Origin of the sequence: Chitinophaga sp. CB10 (assembly GCA_001870995.2) — a bacterium.
Taxonomy (GTDB): Bacteria; Bacteroidota; Bacteroidia; order Chitinophagales; family Chitinophagaceae; genus Chitinophaga.
In genome coordinates this window covers 39,722-58,714 of sequence record MLAV02000018.1, presented here as the reverse complement: position 1 = coordinate 58,714, position 18,993 = coordinate 39,722, and the positions used below count along the sequence as shown (strand labels likewise).

Below are 18,993 nucleotides of genomic sequence, written 5' to 3'. Positions count from 1 at the left end.
AATACCGCATTTAACCACCAAAATACCACCACGATGAAAATTTCCTCTCTCTTATTGTTTGTACTGCTATGCGCTGCTTTCGCAGTACCGCGCCCGCCCCAGGAAGACCGTTCCTTACTGCTGACGCAATTGAAAGAAACCAAGGCAAACCTGTTAAAGGAAGTAGCCGGCCTGTCTGAAGAGCAACTGAAATTCAAGCCTGCGCCTGACCGCTGGTCCGTTATTGAATGCGTAGAGCATATCTACAAGGCCGAAGGCGGCATCTTTGCCTGGGAGCAGCATTTGGTAAGCGCTCCTGCCGACCCTTCCAAAAGAGCGCTGATCAAGATCACGGATGAACAGGTGATCGCCGGCGTGGAAGACCGCAGCAAAAAAGGAAAAGCGCCTGAATCGCTGGTGCCATCCGGAACACAAACACCGCAGCAAATCATCGAAAGCTTCATTGCCCGCAGGGATTCGCTGATCGATTACGTGACCAATTCCAAAGACGATCTCCGCAATCACGTGGTAGAAGGCTCCCCGATTGGTACCATTGACGCCTACCAGTTGCTGCTGCTGGACGCCGCACATACGAACAGGCATACCCAACAGCTAGTGGAAGTGAAGAACAGTCCGAACTTTCCTAAGTAAGCTGCTGCATAGAAAAAGCGGGTGTATCCAGGAGGATGCACCCGCTTTTTTATGTTCCTGCAACTGTTTAATGCAACACCTTTTCCACAGGGTAGAAATGGTAAGTTAACGCGGCACCATTTCGTTTAGCCGTTGAAATAGTAATTTTTGTTCCTGCCATTGTTTAACGCAACACAATTTCCCCCAGCGTCGGAATACTAAATTCCTTAAACACCGGCGAATCACTATAATACTTTAACAGCACCCTATACGTCGTAAACCGGCTGGAAATTTCCGCATTATGATAGGCTGCCGGTTTCTTATCCATCATCCGGGAGGCGACCCAGGCTTCCAGCTTCGCTTTGTAGGCGCTGTCCATCCTGCTGTCCGGCACAACGGTGGCCGACCATGATTTATCTTTATTACGGCTGACTTTTACCGTTCCCCTGACCTCGCCGCTTTCTTCCTCGAACTGTATTTTTATTTCCTTCGAAAATTTAACCGGGATCTCTTTGTTTTTAAGCATAATCACGCCGGGCGCCGAAGCGGTAAAATAATCCCGGAACGGCTTGAGGAAGCGTTTTTCATCAAGATGATCTGCATACAGGTGCGTCATATGGCCCAGCGTATCGAAATAGAAGGTGACGGATTGTTGCTGCAGGAAATGAAGGGGAGCGCCTCCTTCGGTCCTGAAAAGGGTACTAAACACCTCCTTTAATGCATTTTCCGCAGCCGGATCATTGCTGGCTACCAGCGTTGGTTTATTGGCCAGGTAGTAATCGCTGACCGGCCTGCCCGCTTCGTACGCTTCCCTGGCATACCGCTCTACTCTTTCATCCGGGGTTTCTTCCTTTTCAGTATTTTTTGCCGCTGCCTTTTTGATGGCAGCATTCCGCGTAGCCTGTAATTGTTTTACTTCCGCAGGAGTAAGGTTGTATTCAAATGCCTGAATCGCCAGCAGGCATTCCTTTACAGACACGTTATCCTGCTCATAGAATACCAGGTTTTGACTGATGGTGGCGACTGCATTGGTTTCATAGGATTTCCAGCTGAAGGAGGCGGGCGTAACAGCCAGTACATTGCTGCCGCTGAAAGCGGCGCGCTCTACTCCGGAAATATTTATCTGGTAAATGTTCAGTGGGGCGTAAGGGTTAGGCCCGGCGCCTACAAGGCCGATTGATCCGTTTTTAGTGAGCAGGGCAGCATTGCAAAGCGTGCCGGACTGCAGGGCGCCATCCGGCACTTCCACCTGCAGTTTCCTGTTGATGGGTATTACCCATTTTTTCCCGGCCGGTACGGTTTGGGCTGCGCCCACGATGGTAATATTTTTTTGCGCATAGGCGGCGGCAGTAATCAGCAGCCAGCAACAAATAAGGGTTAAGTTTCTCATAGGAACCTGAAAATGAGCTGGCGTAAAAATAGCAATTTAACGATGGGAATATAGGATAAAAAAAAGACGCCGGCATCCCGGCGTCTTTTTCTATGCAGTGAGCGCGGTTATCTCAATTCCCACGCTACAATATTGTTACTCCATTCTTCCCGGAATGGGGTAGTGATCTTGATATAGTTATCGGTGTAGCCTTCCATCATGCCGTCTTTGTTGTGCGATTCAAACAGCACTTTGCGGGTTTGACCGATATGTTGTTCCGTAAAGTAGTTCAGTTTTTTCACGCTGAGGTTACGGAGTATTTTATTGCGCTCGTGGCGCACGTGTACCGGTACTACCGGCTTGATATCCAGCGCAAGCGTGTTGGCCCTTTCAGAGTAGGTAAACACGTGCAGGTAGGATACATCCAGGCTGTGCAGGAAGTCATACGTTTCCTGGAAGTGCGCATCGGATTCGGCCGGGAAGCCAACAATCACGTCAACGCCGATAGCGCAATGCGGCATGAACTGTTTGATCATGCCCACCTTCTCCGCGTAGAGTTCGCGGCGGTAGCGGCGGCGCATCAGGCCTAGGATTTCATTGCTGCCACTCTGCAGGGGAATATGGAAATGCGGCATGAACTTGCTGCTGTTGGCTACAAATTCAATGATCTCCGCGGTCAGCAGGTTCGGTTCGATGGAGCTGATGCGATAACGCTCAATACCTTCCACCTTTTCCAGTTCCTGGATCAGCTCATAAAATGTTTCTTCTCTTTTCTTGCCGCCTTCGAATCCTTTACCGAAGTCCCCGAGGTTTACCCCAGTGAGTACAATCTCTTTCACGCCGTTGGCAGCGAGGCTTTCGGCATTCTTTACCACATTGGCCACACTGTCGCTGCGGCTCTTGCCCCTCGCCATCGGGATGGTGCAGAACGTACAGCCATAGTCGCAACCGTCCTGCACTTTCAGGAAGGTGCGGGTACGGTCGTGCAGGGAGTAGGAGGAGTGGAAAGAGTTTACATCTTCAATATCGCAGGAGCAGATCTTTGCACTGTCGCCTTTGGTGAGGTTCTTCAGGTGTTCGGCGATATTGAATTTCTCCGCAGCGCCGAGTACCAGGTCTACCCCTTCAATGCTCGCAATTTCTTCCGGTTTCAGCTGGGCGTAGCAACCCGTGATGACCACCATGCTCTCAGGGGCGCGGCGTTGGATACGGCGCACCAGCTGACGGCATTCCTTATCGGCATTATCAGTGACCGAACAGGTATTGATCACATATACGTCGGCGGTATTGTCAAAATCCGTTTTGACAAAGCCATCCTGTTCCAGTAACCTGCTCAGAGAGGAGGTTTCTGAAAAGTTCAGCTTGCAGCCGAGGGTATGAAATGCTACTGTTTTTACTTGTTCCATAAAGGACGGCAAAGGTAGCAACTTTTTATGTCATAGTCAGGTCAGGAATTTTGACTATTTTACGCCGCTGTTATAATTTTATGAAATCTGTTCAAAAATATCTTCCGGTGCTGTTGTTAGTCGTTCTCTTAGCGGCAGGCTGGCACCAGGAGTGGTGGAAAAAAGAGTCAGGCACTATTCCGGGAAGCAAAGGCGTTATCACCAGTCCGCCTAAGCCCGCTACCAACAACGCCCCCGGCGCCCTGCTAAATCGCGAGGCCAGACTGGAATTTACGAAACACGCCAGGTGTCGCATGGAGTGCCGACACGTGACGGAGCAGGAAGTGGCTGAAATCCTGCAGAAAGGAGAAGTCAATTTGGAGAAATCGAATCCGAACGACCGCCCCTGCCCGACCTTCGCACTGGAAGGGTATTCCCATGAAGGGCAGCATTTGCGCATAGTTTTTGCGCCTTGCGACAAGAACAGCGCCAGGGTGGTCACCTGCATCGACCTGGATCAGGACTGGACCTGTCATTGTGAATAACACAATACTGCTCAAAGGAATTCATTATTAATTATATAAATCGTAGATTTCCGGCTTAATTCAAACCACAGTCAAGGGGCGTTTATGAAGTTATTTATGAAATTGTTGCGTCTTATATATGTAATATACGCCGCCATTATTTTTTTAGGAATCATGTTCCTTATCCTGCCGCCAATTTTCCTGGCATCTCTCCTGGGTAAGGAAAAAGGCGGAAACATTATCTTTTACTTTTTGAGATTCTGGGCCCATGCCTGGTTCCCGCTGGTAGGGATGCGCGTTACAAAAGAACACCTCGTGCCGCATGGCGATAAACCATGCATATACGTTGTTAACCATCGCAGCTACCTGGATGCCGCCGTGGCGGTGAAGGTTATGCGGCTGCCCTTCCGCCCGCTCGGAAAGGTGGAAATGGCAAAAATCCCGTTTTTTGGCTTCATTTATAAGAATTCCGTCGTTTCGGTAGACCGTTCCAACGCGCCTGCCCGTGCAAAGAGCGTACGTGAAATGATGAGCATGCTCAAGGCGGGCATCTCCGTGCTCATGTTCCCGGAGGGCACTACCAACGAATCCAGCGAGCCGCTGCGCCCTTTCCATAACGGCGCTTTCCGTATGGCCATCGAAATGCAGATACCGCTCAAACCGGTGCTGTATGTAGATGCGGGCGACCGCTTTCCTTCCGGCAAAGGGCTGATGGTACTGAACCCCGGTAAATGCCGGGTAGTATTCCTACCCGAAATCCCGGTGGATGGCCTCACGCTCGACGATATCAATACCCTCAAACAACGCGTTTACGAGGTGATGGACGCAGAACTGCGTAAACGTCGTGCTTACCCAACCTTGCAACCGACCGCATGAAGTATGCAGATGTAATATTGCCACTGGCGCTACCAAAAAATTATACTTATGCTATCCCGGAAAACATGGAACCCTCCATCCAGGTGGGCAGCCGTGTGGCCGTGCAGCTGGGTAAACAGAAGAAGTATGCCGGTATCGTAAAGGCTATTCATCAGCAGGCGCCTGCCGATTATAAAACCAAACCGCTGCTGGACCTGCTGGATAAAGAGCCGGTGGTATATCCCACCCAGCTCAGCTTCTGGTCGTGGATAGCCAGCTATTACATGTGCAGCGAAGGCGAAGTGCTCAACGCCGCCCTCCCCGCGCACCTGAAGCTCTCCAGCGAAACGCTGCTGCTCTATAACGACGCTTACGGGGACGACTATACGGAGCTGGACGATGACGAATACCTCATCGCCGAAGCGCTGCAAATCCGCAAAGAACTCCGCATCGAAGAAGTGCAGCTGATACTGGATAAATCGGAGGTCTACAGCGTCATCAAAAAACTCATCGAAAAAAAAGTCTGCCTCGTTTACGAAGAACTCAAAGAGGTATATAAAGAGAAGCTGGAAAACTTCGTAGTGCTGCACCCGGACTATCAACGGGATGAGCAGCTGGAAGCCCTCTTCAACGATTTTGGCCGCGCGCCCAAACAAATGGAGCTGCTGCTGGCCTACCTGCACCTGCTGAAAACCACCGGCGAGGTAACCCAAAATGCCCTGCTGAAAAAATCCAATGCCACCACCGCCCAGCTCAAAGGCCTGGTGGATAAAGGCATCCTCCTCGTGGAAAAGCGGGCAGTGGACCGCATCAAGCTGCACAAGCTGGATGCCCAGGTGGATTTTACCCTCAGCCCCGCCCAGGAGCAGGCGCTGGAACAGGTAAGGGCCCACTTTACGACCAAGCAGGTGACCCTGCTGCACGGCGTTACTTCCAGCGGTAAAACGCAGGTCTATGTAAAACTGATGGAAGAAGCCCTGGCGGCCGGAAAGCAGGTATTGTACCTGCTGCCTGAAATTGCGCTCACGGCGCAAATCATCCGCCGCTTACAGAAACATTTCGGAAAACATATCGGGATCTACCACTCCCGCTTCAATAACAACGAAAGGGTAGAAATCTGGAATAAGGTGAAGAACGGAGAGCTGCAAATAGTGCTGGGCGCGCGTTCCAGCTTGCTGCTGCCGTTCCGGGACCTGGGCCTCATCATCCTCGATGAGGAGCATGATCCTTCCTACAAGCAGCAGGACCCCGCTCCCCGCTACCACGCCAGGGATGCCGCCATTTACTATGCCGGCCTCTTTAAGGCGAAAGTCCTGCTCGGCAGCGCCACCCCCTCCCTGGAATCCTACTTCAACGCTCAACAGGGCAAATACGGCCTGGTGGAACTGGCCGAGAGATACGGCGGCGTGGAAATGCCGGCGATGGACATCGTGGACATCAAAAAGGAAACGGCTGAAAAAACCATGGACGGCAATATCTCTCTCGCCCTGAAAACAGCCGTAACAGAAAGCCTTGCCGCACAAAAACAGATCATCCTGTTCCAGAACCGCCGTGGCTATGCTCCCTTCCTGATGTGTACCACCTGCGGCTGGATACCGCATTGCAAACAATGCGATGTATCGCTCACCTACCACCGGAACCAGGATAAACTGCACTGCCACTATTGCGGTACACGCTACCCGTACGTATATACCTGCGCCGCCTGCGGCAGCCAGTCCCTCATTCCAAAAAGCTTCGGCACGGAAAAAATTGAGGACGACCTGCAGCAGATTTTCCCGGAAGCCCGCATCGCCCGTATGGACGTGGATGCTATCCGGAATAAGGACAGCCATAACAAAATGATTAAGCTCCTGGAAGACCGGGAAGTGGACATCCTCGTGGGTACGCAAATGGTGGTGAAAGGGCTGGACTTTGAGAATGTGAACCTCGTGGGTATTTTAAGTGCGGACAGCCTCCTCAGCTATCCCGATTTCCGCGTGAACGAACGGGCATTCCAGCTGATGGAGCAGGTGAGCGGGCGCGCCGGCCGCAAACATGAAAAAGGCAAAGTGCTGGTACAGGCCAGTAATACCCGGCACCCGGTATTGCATTATGTGCTGAACCACGATTATAAAGCCATGTACGAGGCGGAGCTGGCAGAGCGCCAGTTTTTCCACTATCCGCCGTTTTACCGGCTGCTGAAGCTCACGCTCAAACATAAAAACCAGCAAACAGTGGAGCAGGCCGCGCAAATCCTTGCCAGCTGGCTGAACCCGCATATAGGCCCGCAGCTGGTAGGCCCCGCAGCGCCGCTGGTCGCAAGGGTGCGGAATAACTATTTACAGGAGATGCTGATCAAATTACCGCGGGATACCAAAGTAATAGCGCAAACCAAACAGTTGCTGAGAGAGTATTTCATACAGTTGCTGGCAGAGAAGAAATTCAGATCGGTGACGATTGTGCCGGATGTGGATTGCGTGTAGGCGTGTACGTATAAAAAGCAAGGAGGGTATCAACTGTTGATACCCCCCTTGCTTTTATTATTTACCAAGTATAAGCTCCTGCTGTTTCAATATCTGCACCCGCTCTACGATTTTCCGGAATAAATCCTTGTCGGCCCCTTTAAAATCAACCAGTTTAAAGTACTGCACTACAAAGATGTGCGCTTTATTGCCGTCCTGCACAAGGCGCATTTTCATGCCCAGGTGCTCGTTCTTATCGCCGATGCTGGCGCTGAAATCGTCCTTGTTCATCACCTTATACCCCTGCGGGATGTCGATATGGAGGCGGGTTTCAAAGTAGAACGGAAACGCCAGCTGTACGGGCAGCGTATCTTCCGGCATGACGGGGTTGAGGATCAGGCTGCCGCTGAGCAGGTTGCCCACCTTGATATTTTTACCCGTGCCTTTGTTTTCCACGAGGGAAGGCGTGCTGAGTTTGGATTTCACCACCACCGGCTTATCCAGCGGGTAGTTATTGAATGTTTCGTTCGTTGCGCTGTAGCTCACAACCTTACGCATAGCGGGTTCCAGCGGGAGGATGGAGTTGAAGGCCGCGTTTTTCCTGCTTTCGTCGTTGCCGGCGCGCTCAAAGCCCCGTTTCACATTCGCGGCCGCATAACCGCCGTAGGACTGCGTGACCTCCCAGGTCGGGTTATTCAGGTCCGTCAGGGAAGCATCCATGCTGATGTTACTGAAAGTATAATCAGGCAGTGGCGTATTGATCAGGTCTGTCAGCACTTCGCTTTTATCGCCAATGAGGGTATCATGGCATCTTACTGCCAGCAGGTTGATCCAGTTGGCAGGGTAGCAGGGGAAGCGGGATTCCGGCTCGCCCGGCGCCATGGCCTGGCCCAGGGTAGGGAAGTACAGCAGTACGTTGGAGGCCAGCTGAGGATTAACCAGGTCCTTCTGCAAAGGAATTTCATCCCTGGCAGAGGTGAAGAGCACGTGCGTAGGAATGTTCAGGTAATACAGGAAAGCGTTCATCAGCTTGATCATGCCCATCTTATCCGTTCTTTTGGTGCGGATGGCCTCCACCAGGTCGCCCGGCTGCTGGTAGGGATCCGGAGGAGTGAGCTGATAATTGTTTTTCATGTATTGTTCCAGCAGGTACAGCAGCTGTGGCAGCGGCATGCGCTGCTTCAGGAAAGGCAGGTTGCCGAGTTCCTTTTCCACGAGGCGGGCCTCCTGTTTGTTGATGGCAGCGTAAGGAATAAAGGTTTCCTTACCGAAGTCCTGCCAGTTTATTTTAGTGGTTTTACTGCCTTCTGTAATTTCCGCGAGTGCAAATTCCAGCCGTGCCAGCACCGGTTTCACGTTGTATAACGGGTTGCTGCGTATCGGCGCCACGTTTTCCCTGGTAAACGTGTACACGTTACTGTTACCCTCTTCGCTAACGGCGGGCGCAGCGCCGGGGATGTTGGAGCTGAAATTGAATTTCATTGTTTTGGGAGCCGTCAGGCGGAACAGCGCTTCTGCGGTGGGGATCTCCGACTGCATGATAAACGCGCCCGCGTAGCCGGAGGCTTTGGTGGTGAGCTCGTATTCAATCTCGTCGCCGGCGTTGGCTTCCAGGCCTTCAATGCTGATGGTGGTGCCGCCTGCATTGTTATTCACCGCCCGCGCGTTGCGCGCCAGGTTGGTGGCCGTGCCGTCCGCACTGATTTTACGTACGTTCAGGCTGCGGGTTTCCTCGCTGCCGGGCACGGAAAACTGTACGGAGTTAAAGGAATCCCTGTTCAGCGTTTGCTGTATCTGGATGCTCTTGTACAGTTTGTGATAGTAGGCGATGCCGGCGGCTTTATCTTCGTTATTGACGTTGAAGTCGAATGTTTCGCGTTGTATGAGCGTAAAAAAGGGCACGTTGTATTGCGGGCCGCCGGGCACAGGGTGCTTTACGGCGTTTCTTGGCCATACATCCGGGAACTTATTATCCTGGGCTTTACCGGGTTGGGATAAAGCTATCCAGCAGAGAGTGATCAGAAAGAATATAAGTCGTTGCATAAGCAATAAAGATACGTAGTGTTGGCCAAACTCAGCGCGGGGTTTCCCCTATTTCCTGGATGGCGTCGGATTCAAACACAGCGATGCCGGGGGCGTCTTTCTTCGCTACTTTCAGCATGGCGCTGGCTACGGTAGCGGCTTTGATGCCCCGGTATTTTTTCCAGCGGCCTTGCAGCAGGAAGTAGAACAACTGGATGAGGTATTTGCTCAGCCATTCGCCCAGCCTGAATTCCTGGCGTTGCCCCAACAGGAAGCTGGGGCGGAAAATACTGGTGGAGGGGAAGCCGATGCCTTCGATGGCGGCTTCCAGCTGCCCTTTTGTGCGGAGGTAGAAATTGCGGCTGTACAGGTTGGCGCCTATACTGGATATGACGAGGAATTGCGGGACCCCGTTTTCATGCGCGATCCTGGCGCATCTCACAGGGATATCAAAATCTACTTTGCGGAAGTTTTCTTTGGAGCCGGCTTTCTTAATCGTAGTACCGATGCAGCAGAACAGGGCGTCGCCTTTGAGCAAAGTACGCAGGGTGGCTTCATCCGAGTAATCCACTATCACGCTTTCCAGCCCCGGCCTGGGATTAAACCAGTGTTTGCGTACCAGCACCTTTACATGGGTATAGTACCCGTTGTGCAGGAGCGCTGATACGAGGTGAGTACCTGTAAGGCCGGTAGCTCCTATTACAATAGCAGTTTTTTCCATGGATAGAATTGTGCTGATGTTAGTAAATCCGGTTTATCTTTGTCCGATATAAAGTTAAGTTTTTTGAATGCTTAGTTATGCTCATATCTGAAAATGTTCTGTTAAAGCCGTATAACACCTTTGGAATCACTGCTGCCGCACGTTTTTTCGGCACTTTTGCGAGTTTGCAGGACTTGGAATCAGGGCTGGCTGATCAGCGGGTAATTGGGCGTCCACGTATGATCCTGGGCGGAGGAAGCAATATTCTTTTCACCCAAAACTACAATGGCGCCATGCTCAAAAATGAAATTAAGGGGATCTCCGTAGTGGCAGAGGATAACGATTACGTATATGTGAAAGCGGGCGCGGGGGAGAACTGGCATGGCTTCGTACAGTATTGTATCGGGCGGAACCTGGCCGGGCTGGAAAACCTTTCCCTCATACCGGGGAATGTTGGCGCCAGTCCGATGCAGAACATCGGCGCGTACGGCGTGGAGATCAAAGACTGCTTCCATGAGCTGGAAGCCTATCACCTGGAGGACAAGCAGCTGGTGACTTTCAACAATGCCGACTGCAAGTTTGGCTACCGGGAGAGCGTATTCAAGCATCAGTACAAAAACCAGTTTGCCATCATATCGGTAACGTATAAACTGAGTAAAACGCCGCATTTTAATACCAGCTATGGCGCTATAGAAGCGGAGTTGGAGCATATGGGCGTGAAGGAGCTTTCCATCAGGGCCATCAGCGATGCGGTAATCAACATCCGCAGTTCCAAACTGCCGAACCCGGCGGAGATCGGCAATGCCGGCAGCTTCTTCAAAAATCCATCCGTGGATGGCGCTACCTACCGCCGCCTGAAAGACGGCTTCCCCGGCATCGTGGCCTATCCGCTGCCGGACGATCATTTCAAACTGGCCGCCGGCTGGCTGATTGAGCAATGCGGCTGGAAAGGTTACCGGGAGGGCGATGCCGGCGTGCATGCCAAACAATCCCTTGTGCTGGTGAATTACGGGAATGCGAAGGGTAGTGAGATCTACCACCTGTCGCAACAAGTGGTAGACAGTGTGCAGGAAAAATTCGGCGTTACCCTCGAAAGAGAAGTGAACATTATTTAAACCCTGCTGCGGATATGCTGAATGATCTTATCCGCATGCTCCCGGGAATTTTCAATGAACCATACATGCGTGTCCATCCCGCCACAAACCACGCCGGCTAAGTAAATGCGCGGCATATTGGTTTCCATCGTGATGGGATTGTAGGCAGGATATTTCTTGGCATCGTCCGACAGGGCGATGCCTGCTTTTTTCAGGAACTCAAAGTTGGGCTGGTATCCGGTCATTGCAATCACGAAATCGTTAGGAATCGTAACTATTCCTTCCGGCGTGCGGATGTCAGCCTCGTTTTCCCGCACGGCCGCCAGGCTGGAATGATAGTAGGCCTTGATGCTGCCTTCTTTGATACGGTTTTCGATATCAGGCTTTACCCAGTATTTCACCCTTTTGCCAATGCCATCTTCGCGTATCACCATCGTTACCTGCGCGCCTTTGCGATAGGTTTCCAAAGCCGCGTCCACCGCGGAGTTATTGGCGCCTACCACCAGCACTTTGCGGGTAGCGTAAAAATGCGGGTCTTTGTAGTAGTGCGTCACTTTCGGCAGGTTTTCCCCGGGTATGTTCAGCAGGTTGGGGATATCGTAAAAGCCGGTGGCAATCACCACATGCCGCCCGTGGTACTGCCCCCTGGGCGTATGCACCGTATATTCGTTCCCGTTAGGGATGATGCCGGTTACCTCTTCAAACAGCCGGATGTTTAACTGGTTGCTGGTAGCCACGCGCCGGTAGTATTCCAGGGCTTCCGGGCGATTGGGTTTGGGATTGATACATACAAAGGGAATATTGCCTATTTCCAGCCTTTCGGAGGTGGAGAAGAAAGTCATGTACAGGGGATAGTTGTACAAGCTGTTCGTCAGACATCCTTTTTCAATCACCAGGTACGACAAGCCTGCCCGCTGCGCGGTGAGCGCGCAGGCAATGCCTATTGGTCCCCCTCCGATAATGATTACGTCATATGCCGCGTCCATAGTAAATTTATTTTGCTGCCAGGTAATTCAACAAGTTTACCAAAGCATTGTTGTTAACGGTTAATTGTGCCGTGTTGGCCAGTATTTCATTGCGGGGCTGCACATAGGCGCCGCCGGCCGCCAGGTCGTCCTGCCCGTGCTCCACTATTGCCAGCAGCGAGTCAGGCGTGAGCTCGATATGAAACTGCAGGCCGATGGCGTTATCGTATATAAACGCCTGGTTGTTGCAGGCCGCAGAGGCGGCAAAGCGGGTAGCGCCTGCCGGGATATCAAACGTATCGCCATGGTAATGGAAAACTTCCATATGTTGTGGCAGCACACCGTGCAGGGATGCAGCCTGGTCCTGGAAGGTAAAATCCACCGGGTACCAGCCGATTTCCTTTTGCGTATGTGCGTACACGTTAGCGCCCAGGGCAGCAGCCAGTACCTGCGAGCCGAGGCATATACCCAATACTTTCTTCTGCTGTTCCAGGGCTTTTTTTACGATTTGAATTTCGGTGGCGAGCCAGGGATATTTATCCTGCTCATACACGCCCATGGGGCCGCCCATGATAATGATCCAATCCGCCGTGGCAGCGGCTTCCGTGCCGGCGTTGGGTTCAAACCATTTGGTGGCGGTGAGGGTATGGCCCTGCGTGCGGCACCAATCCGCTATACATCCTAAGCCTTCAAATGAAACATGTTGGAAATAATGAATATGCATATCGGGTCCTGCTATCGTGAAGAATGCTGCAAAGATATTCAATCGGCCCGAGCTATGGTATTATTTTAATGCGGCCCGTACTACGCGGAAGTATTCGTAGCCTTTCATGCGTTTGGCGGCCTCCCGGTAGTATTGCGCCCGGTAGTCGCTGGCGCCGCCATCATAGGTAACGTGCATGTTGCGCTCCCGGAACATGGCCGTCCAGGCGTCGGGATATACGCCGAAGTTGAAGAACTCCCCTTTGCGGCCCAGCGTGCGCGCTACGGAGCGGAAGCCGCGGAATTTATCCGGGTTATCCACGGCCGCTTTATGGAGGTAGGTAAGGATGATCTGCGTGCCGGCAGGATAGCGGGTGACATAGTCGAAAAACTCGTCAATTTCTTTTGCCTTCAGGTTGGAGGTAACGCCTTCCCAGAGGAACAGGGTTTTATAGTATTCCCTTTGCAGGTGGCTGATCATCACGGAAGATAACCGCTCCGTATGGATGTCCGCCGGTACGTAATCCACGTAGGTCACCTGTTCGGGAACGAGGTTGAAAATTATTTCCTGCTTTTGCAGCTGGGATTCCTTCAGGTCCACCTCCACGTATTGCACGGGGATGCTGGTTTTCAGCCGGTGCGCCCGCGTATCCAGCCGCGCATTGATGATGATCACCTGGTTGATGCCCTGGTTATTCACCGCGTCGCGGATCATATCGTCTATCAGGCGGGTGCGCGCTATGGCGGCCGTGTAAGCGCCCGGCCAGCGGAATTGCAAGATGGTAGTGGTGACTTTGCGGAGAGGCCCGTAGTTACAGCAGGCAACGATTTTTTGAAACAGGGGCGACAAAAATGCTGCAGCAAAGGGATCGTATAGGAGTCTTTTATGGGCGGGGGCTGTACTTTCTATAGCCCGTGATAGCGCCATGAAAATAGTGGCACGGCCGCCGTGCTTCCAGCTCATAGGGGAAAGAAGTATAATGGTTATTTAATAGCGATTTCAGTTAACTGCCTGCCGATGCATCCCGGGGAAAATACCTGACGATCCTTCAGTATTTCAAATGTAAGGAAATGCAGGGATATTTCCTGCAGTGGATCACTGCAGGAAAATAATGGCTGCCAGCGTGGCCGCGCTGATGAATACCCATAATAAGACGCCCTGCAGCAGTGGTTTCCAGCCGATGCTGCCCAGCACTTCCCGGCTCAGGTTACTGCCGATGAGGAAGAGGGTCAGCGCCAGCCCCGTTTTGGCGGCGCTGGTAAGGGTATAACTGATATGGCCCAACGGCAGGAAGGTATTCAGTAACATGGCGATAACGAACAAGCCAATGAACCAGGGGATCCTGATGTTGCTGGTACCGTTTCTGAACAGGAGGCCGGTGAGCAGGGATACGGGGATGATCCACAACGCGCGGGAAAGCTTCACCGTAGTGGCTACCTGCAGGGCTTCCGTGCCGTACTTGCCGGCGGCGCCTACCACGGAGCTGGTGTCGTGTATGGCTATCGCGCTCCACAAACCAAACTGGGTTTGGCTCAGGTGCAATAAATGTCCCAGCACAGGGAAGAGGAACAGGGCGATGCTGTTGAGCAGGAAGATGATACCCAGGGATACGGAGAGTTGTTGATCGTTGGCCTTTACCACCGGCGCAATGGCGGCAATGGCGCTGCCTCCGCAAATGGCGGTGCCGCTGGCAACGAGGTGACTGGTTTTTTTATCGATGCCTAGCAGTCTGCCGAGCCCGTAGCCGAGCAGCAGTGTGGCGGCAATGGAAGCGATGGTGAGCAGCAGGCCTTCCCGGCCGGCCCGCAGCGCCTGGTGGGCGTTCATGCCAAAGCCGAGGCCTATTACAGAGAGTTGCAGCAGCCAGTGCGTGGTGCGGCGGGTAAGCTGCGCGTAGGGGTTGCCGGTGGTCTGCGCCAGCGCAATGCCCATTAACAGGGCTACCGGCGGGGATACGATGGGCAGCAGCGTTACTGCCGCCGCAGTAAAGAAGAGCGGTTTGCGTAAAGGGGCAAACCGGAGTTTGTTGCTGCTGATGTGCTGATGTGCCATATGCTGAACGTTGGTTTATGCAGCAAAGGTCAGCACAGGCAAGGCCGGAGTCAAATCTTTAAAAGTAATAGGTTATAACGAAAAGTTATGACATTAATCAACTGTGACTATATAGGAATTGAATTTCTTGCAGAAATCTTCTTTCAGGTAATCGTCGATACCCGGCAGGAAGTTCACGGCATAGCCGCGTTGCAGGCGGCGTGGCGTAGTGCCTTGCAGGGCAAACGGGCGGGAATGCAGCACGCCGATCAGCTGCTTACCCTGGCAGACAAACGCGAGGCGGTAGCCGGGGCTCGGATCGTCGATCCCGCTTTCATAATTGTAATACAGCACGTAGGGTTTGATGGCGCTGTCCTCATCCAGCTGGAAGTTGTGGATAAAAGGTTGCAGGCCGTCGATGCTGTAGTCTTTATGCTGCTTCAGGAAGTTGACGGCCGCCACTTCCACAATGCTGCCCTGGCGGATGCTGCTTTGTTCGGTAAAGCCTTCGATGGTAGCCCACATCCTGTCGCCATTGGTGGAAACGGGCAGTTTGATATCGCGAAGCAGGGCGCCGGCAGGCACGCCGTTGACGGACAGCTTGCGGCCTTTGCGGAAGCTGGGTTTGCGGTATTCGTCCGCCGTGATGTCGAAATCAATACTCACGGGGTACCAGCCTTTACGGATGGTGGCGCAGCGCACGGGCGCATAGTCGACCAGGCTCGCAACGGGCGTACCGTTGGGCTGCTGGCGGATGGTAGCGGATTTATTTATTCTCTCGCCGCCAATAGGTTTGGCCGCTTTGGCGGGCGTTTTCTTAGCGTCGGTCGTCGTCTTTGCCTTCCCGGAATCTTCCTCATTATCGTATTTGCTGCTGCCTTTCGGATCGCAGGCTATCAACAAAACAGCGAGTAACAAATAGGTAATCTTCTTCATAAGTCACACATATACAGGTGACTAAGATAAAGAAAAAAGGTTAGTGCGCCGAAAAGACGGTGTGTTGTTCCAACTCGATCGACTCTATTTCCTGCATGCTGGAAAAGGGGTCCAGGGGCGACCAGTTGTCGGCCACTACCAGCCGGGTTTCCTTGCCGGAGAGTTGGCGTTGCAGCTCGGCCGCGCTGGGGTGCCGGCGTTTTTTGGTGTCGATAAAATAGATCTTCGGATCGTTTTTCAGGTGGAGGATAATACCGGCGGAACCCTCTTTAACTTCTTCAACTGTTGCGGTTTTGACTGTATGTTTTTCGTGGGTGGCTTTGCGGGAGCCGGGAATGCCGGAAATGAGCAGCGCGGCCACTATAACGGCGGCCAATACCAGCCCGGCATAACCTTTGAAATTACGTGTAGTCATAGTTGTTGGCATCAGGTTTAGTTGTATAGGTGGTTACAATTTAATATTTTTTTGGGAGAAAGAAATAAGGCATCAAAAACCAACGGGCGACGTACCTGAGGTAAGTCGCCCGTTAGGCATATGCCGAAGTTACCGTGTACCGCTAAGGCTTACTTTTTACTGTTATCATCTTCATCCTCATCTACCCAGTCTTCATCCAGGAATTCGTCGTCATCCCAGTCCTCGTCATCGTCTTCGTCGATAAGCAGGCTGGCTTCGGAGCCGGGTTCTATCTGGTTGCCGCGCCAGTAGCTGATGATTTCGCCGGCTTTTGCGCGTACCGGTTCAAAGGAGTTGATGGCTTTCCCTTCGAAGAGGGCCTGGGTATCCAGGTGGGTGGTGAAGGCATCGTAGCATGCCTGCAGGATGGCGAGGCTGTCCGCAGTATTGCGCAGCGCGTTGTAAGAGAGGCGGATGGCATCGAAGGAGCCGCTGTTGTGAAATACTTCCTCTCCGTTCAGCATGGGGAAGAGCCATACGATTACATCGTCGCCGGCTTCCTCACTGTTAAGAATACCGAAAAAGTCGTCCAACTGCTCAAAGCCCAGGTGGGCCAGTTGCCCGAAGGCATTGTTACGGGGGGCGAATTTAGGATGGGTTTCACCCGTAATCAGGAACAGATCACCAAAGCCTGGTTTCGTTTTAGTAAAACGGAAGTCAATGAGGATATCATTTTCCATTGAAGCGCATTGTAGTTTGTGGCGTAATTTAAAAGAATATTTGCAATATGAAGGGTAAATTATACCAATGGTAATTAGGGTGGAGTTATGCGGATGTTATGCAATGGAAAGCGCTGAATATAAAAAGGGGCTGCCGGACCGGCAACCCCTTTTTCAGTTGAATATCTGTAGCAATTACATGAAATGGTAGCGTACAAACGCTTCCATGGCTGCATATTGCTGTAAGCCGAGCTTATCGTAGAGTTGCGCGGTGTTGGCGTTACGGTCTTCCGCACGCTCCCAGAACTCGCGGCTGTCGGTACCCTGGAAAGGCACCACGTCTTTCTGGCTCTGGTGGATGAAGATACCGAGGCGTTTCTGGTACACCTGGTCAGGGCTCATTGGTACAGCCATTTCGATTTCGTGGATGTCCCATTCCTGCCATGCGCCTTTGTACAGCCATACCCAGCAATCTTTGGCCCAGTCGTCGTTCTTCACGATTTCCAGTGCTGCGAAGATAATGTCCAGGCATACTTTGTGGGTGCCATGCGGATCGGCGAGGTCGCCGGCGCAATACACCTGCTGCGGTTTGATTTTGCGGAGCAGGTCTACCGTCAGCTGCACATCTTCCGGGCCCATTGGTTTCTTTTCCACCAGGCCGGTTTCGTAGAAAGGCAGGTTCATGAAGTGTTCATTACCTTCAGGGATGCCTACGTAGCGGCAGGTAGCTTTCGCTTCGCAACGGCGGATCAGCCCTTTGATGGAGCGGATTTCCGGTGTATCCTTCTGGCTTGGCTTTTTGCTGTTGATAAACGCTTTGGCGTCTGCCAGGATCTGGGTGGATTTGCTACCGTCGATGTCGAACATATGCTCAAAGCCTACGGCGAAGTCCACGAAGCGGAGTACGAATTCATCGGTAACCGCGATGTTGCCGGAAGTCTGGTAAGCTACGTGCACATCATGGCCCTGCTCATGCAGGCGGATGAAGGTGCCACCCATGGAAATGATATCATCGTCCGGGTGCGGAGAGAAGATCAGCACTGTTTTCTTCGCAGGCTCGGAGCGCTCCGGATGCTTAGGCAGCTGAGGGCCCGGTTTACCGCCCGGCCAGCCGGTGATGGTATCGCGGATAGCGTTGAATTCTTTAATATTCAGCTCATATGCGGAACCGTATTGTACAATGAGGTCGTTCAAACCGTTTTCATTGTAGTCTTTATCGGTCAGCATGAGGATAGGCTTGTTGAGCTTCAGCGCCAGGCCGGTTACGGCTTTGCGGATCAGCTTAGGCGTCCATTCGCAATCGCCGGTGAGCCATGGCTCTTTGAAGCGGGTCAGCTCAGCAGCAGCCTGCTCATCGATCACGAATTTGCAGTTAGCATGCTGTTGCAGCAGGGAAGCGGGCACCTGGTCAGTGCTCTGGCCTTCTACGGAACGGCATACGATTTTCGCTTTGTGGGAGCCCCAGGCCATCAGCAGTACGCGCTTAGCCTTCATGATAGTGCCGATACCCATGGTGATGGCCAAACGGGGTACCTGGCTCATGTTAGGGAACTCATATGCATTTGCCAGACGGGTACTGTTGTCCAGCGTGATCAGACGGGTGTGGGAGTTGATGTTGGAACCAGGCTCGTTGAAACCGATATGACCGTTGTTACCGATACCCAGGATCTGGATATCAATGCCACCGGCTTCCTCGATCTTTCTGTCATACTGCTCGCAGTATTGTTTGATCTGGTCTTTCTGGATAGTACCGTCCGGAACGTTGTAATTGCCTTCAGGAATATCCACATGATTGAACAGGTGTTCTTTCATAAAGCGGTTGTAGCTCTGGAGAGCATCCGGCTCTATTGGGTAGTATTCATCCAGGTTAAACGTAATTACATTTTTGAAGCTCAGCCCTTCTTCCTTGTGCAGGCGTACAAGTTCGGCATAGAGGTACTTAGGAGTGGAGCCTGTCGCCAGTCCTAAAACACATTTTTGATTGGCAGCCTGCCGCTCGCGGATCAGCGCGGCGATTTCGCGGGCAACTGCTTTGGAACCCTCTTTGGCAGAGGAATGAATTTCCACAGCAATTTGCTCAAAGCTGTCGATCAGTTCGATTTCCTGATGATTAATCGTCATTTGTAAACGTTTTTGATTAGATGCGGTTTAAAAACGAGCCGGAAAATTAAAAAAAATACCGCTAATATCTACGTTTATTTAGCACTTATTTAATTGAAAATTCTTGCGCGGCGGGAGAACCATTT

Annotated in this window: 16 protein-coding genes and 1 pseudogene; 5 read left to right on the top strand and 12 right to left on the bottom strand. The window is 52.3% G+C overall.

Annotated features, from left to right (window positions below; genetic code table 11):
- Nucleotides 1–33: 33 nt before the first annotated feature.
- Nucleotides 34–630, top strand: a complete 597-nt coding sequence (locus tag BOC67_RS21300) for a DinB family protein (RefSeq protein WP_291913397.1) — start codon at nucleotides 34–36, stop codon at nucleotides 628–630.
- Nucleotides 631–793: 163 nt separating this feature from the next.
- Here the strand turns inward: BOC67_RS21300 and BOC67_RS21295 are convergent, their stop codons facing one another.
- On the bottom strand, nucleotides 794–1,999 hold the full coding sequence (locus tag BOC67_RS21295; RefSeq protein ID WP_291913394.1) for a hypothetical protein: 1,206 nt from the start codon (nucleotides 1,997–1,999) through the stop codon (nucleotides 794–796).
- 107 nt (nucleotides 2,000–2,106) lie between these two features.
- A complete protein-coding gene (gene mtaB / locus BOC67_RS21290) occupies nucleotides 2,107–3,384 on the bottom strand; it encodes a tRNA (N(6)-L-threonylcarbamoyladenosine(37)-C(2))-methylthiotransferase MtaB (RefSeq protein WP_291913391.1) in 1,278 nt (425 codons plus the stop codon).
- Between the two features lie 113 nt (nucleotides 3,385–3,497).
- Here mtaB and BOC67_RS21285 point away from each other — a divergent pair, with 113 nt between their 5' ends.
- The 3 genes from BOC67_RS21285 (at nucleotide 3,498) to priA (ending at nucleotide 7,204) form a co-directional block, all read left to right on the top strand.
- Entirely contained in the window at nucleotides 3,498–3,908 is a 411-nt protein-coding gene (locus BOC67_RS21285) for a DUF4258 domain-containing protein (RefSeq protein WP_291913388.1), read from the top strand.
- A gap of 153 nt (nucleotides 3,909–4,061) precedes the next feature.
- Nucleotides 4,062–4,763, top strand: a complete 702-nt coding sequence (locus BOC67_RS21280) for a 1-acyl-sn-glycerol-3-phosphate acyltransferase (protein ID WP_291913386.1) — start codon at nucleotides 4,062–4,064, stop codon at nucleotides 4,761–4,763.
- Nucleotides 4,760–7,204, top strand: a complete 2,445-nt coding sequence (gene priA, locus BOC67_RS21275; protein ID WP_291913383.1) for a primosomal protein N' — start codon at nucleotides 4,760–4,762, stop codon at nucleotides 7,202–7,204. Before BOC67_RS21280 ends, priA begins: the two co-directional genes overlap by 4 nt.
- 57 nt (nucleotides 7,205–7,261) lie before the next feature.
- On the opposite strand, the gene BOC67_RS21270 is transcribed toward priA, so the two are convergent.
- Complete coding sequence (locus BOC67_RS21270; RefSeq protein WP_291913381.1) at nucleotides 7,262–9,226, bottom strand: DUF3857 domain-containing protein; 1,965 nt, start codon at nucleotides 9,224–9,226, stop codon at nucleotides 7,262–7,264.
- 31 nt (nucleotides 9,227–9,257) lie between these two features.
- Complete coding sequence (locus tag BOC67_RS21265) at nucleotides 9,258–9,926, bottom strand: NAD(P)H-binding protein (protein WP_291913376.1); 669 nt, start codon at nucleotides 9,924–9,926, stop codon at nucleotides 9,258–9,260.
- Nucleotides 9,927–10,003: 77 nt separating this feature from the next.
- On the opposite strand from BOC67_RS21265, the gene murB reads away from it, so the two are divergent.
- Nucleotides 10,004–11,020: a UDP-N-acetylmuramate dehydrogenase gene (gene murB, locus BOC67_RS21260; RefSeq protein ID WP_291913373.1), complete on the top strand. Its 1,017-nt coding sequence runs from the start codon at nucleotides 10,004–10,006 to the stop codon at nucleotides 11,018–11,020.
- On the opposite strand, the gene BOC67_RS21255 is transcribed toward murB, so the two are convergent.
- From BOC67_RS21255 to nagB, 8 genes and pseudogenes are all read right to left on the bottom strand, one after another.
- A complete protein-coding gene (locus BOC67_RS21255) occupies nucleotides 11,017–11,985 on the bottom strand; it encodes a YpdA family putative bacillithiol disulfide reductase (RefSeq protein ID WP_291913370.1) in 969 nt (322 codons plus the stop codon). The two genes, murB and BOC67_RS21255, sit on opposite strands and share 4 nt — an antisense overlap.
- A gap of 7 nt (nucleotides 11,986–11,992) precedes the next feature.
- A complete protein-coding gene (locus BOC67_RS21250; protein ID WP_291913367.1) occupies nucleotides 11,993–12,688 on the bottom strand; it encodes a gamma-glutamyl-gamma-aminobutyrate hydrolase family protein in 696 nt (231 codons plus the stop codon).
- A gap of 60 nt (nucleotides 12,689–12,748) precedes the next feature.
- Nucleotides 12,749–13,630: an SAM-dependent methyltransferase gene (locus BOC67_RS21245; protein ID WP_291913363.1), complete on the bottom strand. Its 882-nt coding sequence runs from the start codon at nucleotides 13,628–13,630 to the stop codon at nucleotides 12,749–12,751.
- Between the two features lie 132 nt (nucleotides 13,631–13,762).
- Nucleotides 13,763–14,719, bottom strand: coding sequence for a putative sulfate exporter family transporter (locus tag BOC67_RS21240; RefSeq protein WP_291913360.1), 957 nt, complete (start codon nucleotides 14,717–14,719; stop codon nucleotides 13,763–13,765).
- Between the two features lie 93 nt (nucleotides 14,720–14,812).
- Nucleotides 14,813–15,634 (bottom strand): hypothetical protein, encoded by an 822-nt coding sequence (locus BOC67_RS21235; RefSeq protein WP_291913355.1) that lies wholly within the window; start codon nucleotides 15,632–15,634, stop codon nucleotides 14,813–14,815.
- Between the two features lie 40 nt (nucleotides 15,635–15,674).
- Nucleotides 15,675–16,049 (bottom strand): hypothetical protein, encoded by a 375-nt coding sequence (locus BOC67_RS21230; RefSeq protein WP_291913352.1) that lies wholly within the window; start codon nucleotides 16,047–16,049, stop codon nucleotides 15,675–15,677.
- Nucleotides 16,050–16,198: 149 nt separating this feature from the next.
- On the bottom strand, nucleotides 16,199–16,768 hold the full coding sequence (locus BOC67_RS21225; protein ID WP_291913349.1) for a hypothetical protein: 570 nt from the start codon (nucleotides 16,766–16,768) through the stop codon (nucleotides 16,199–16,201).
- Between the two features lie 174 nt (nucleotides 16,769–16,942).
- Nucleotides 16,943–18,874: pseudogene (nagB, locus tag BOC67_RS21220) on the bottom strand (glucosamine-6-phosphate deaminase); the annotation flags it as partial.
- Nucleotides 18,875–18,993: the final 119 nt, after the last annotated feature.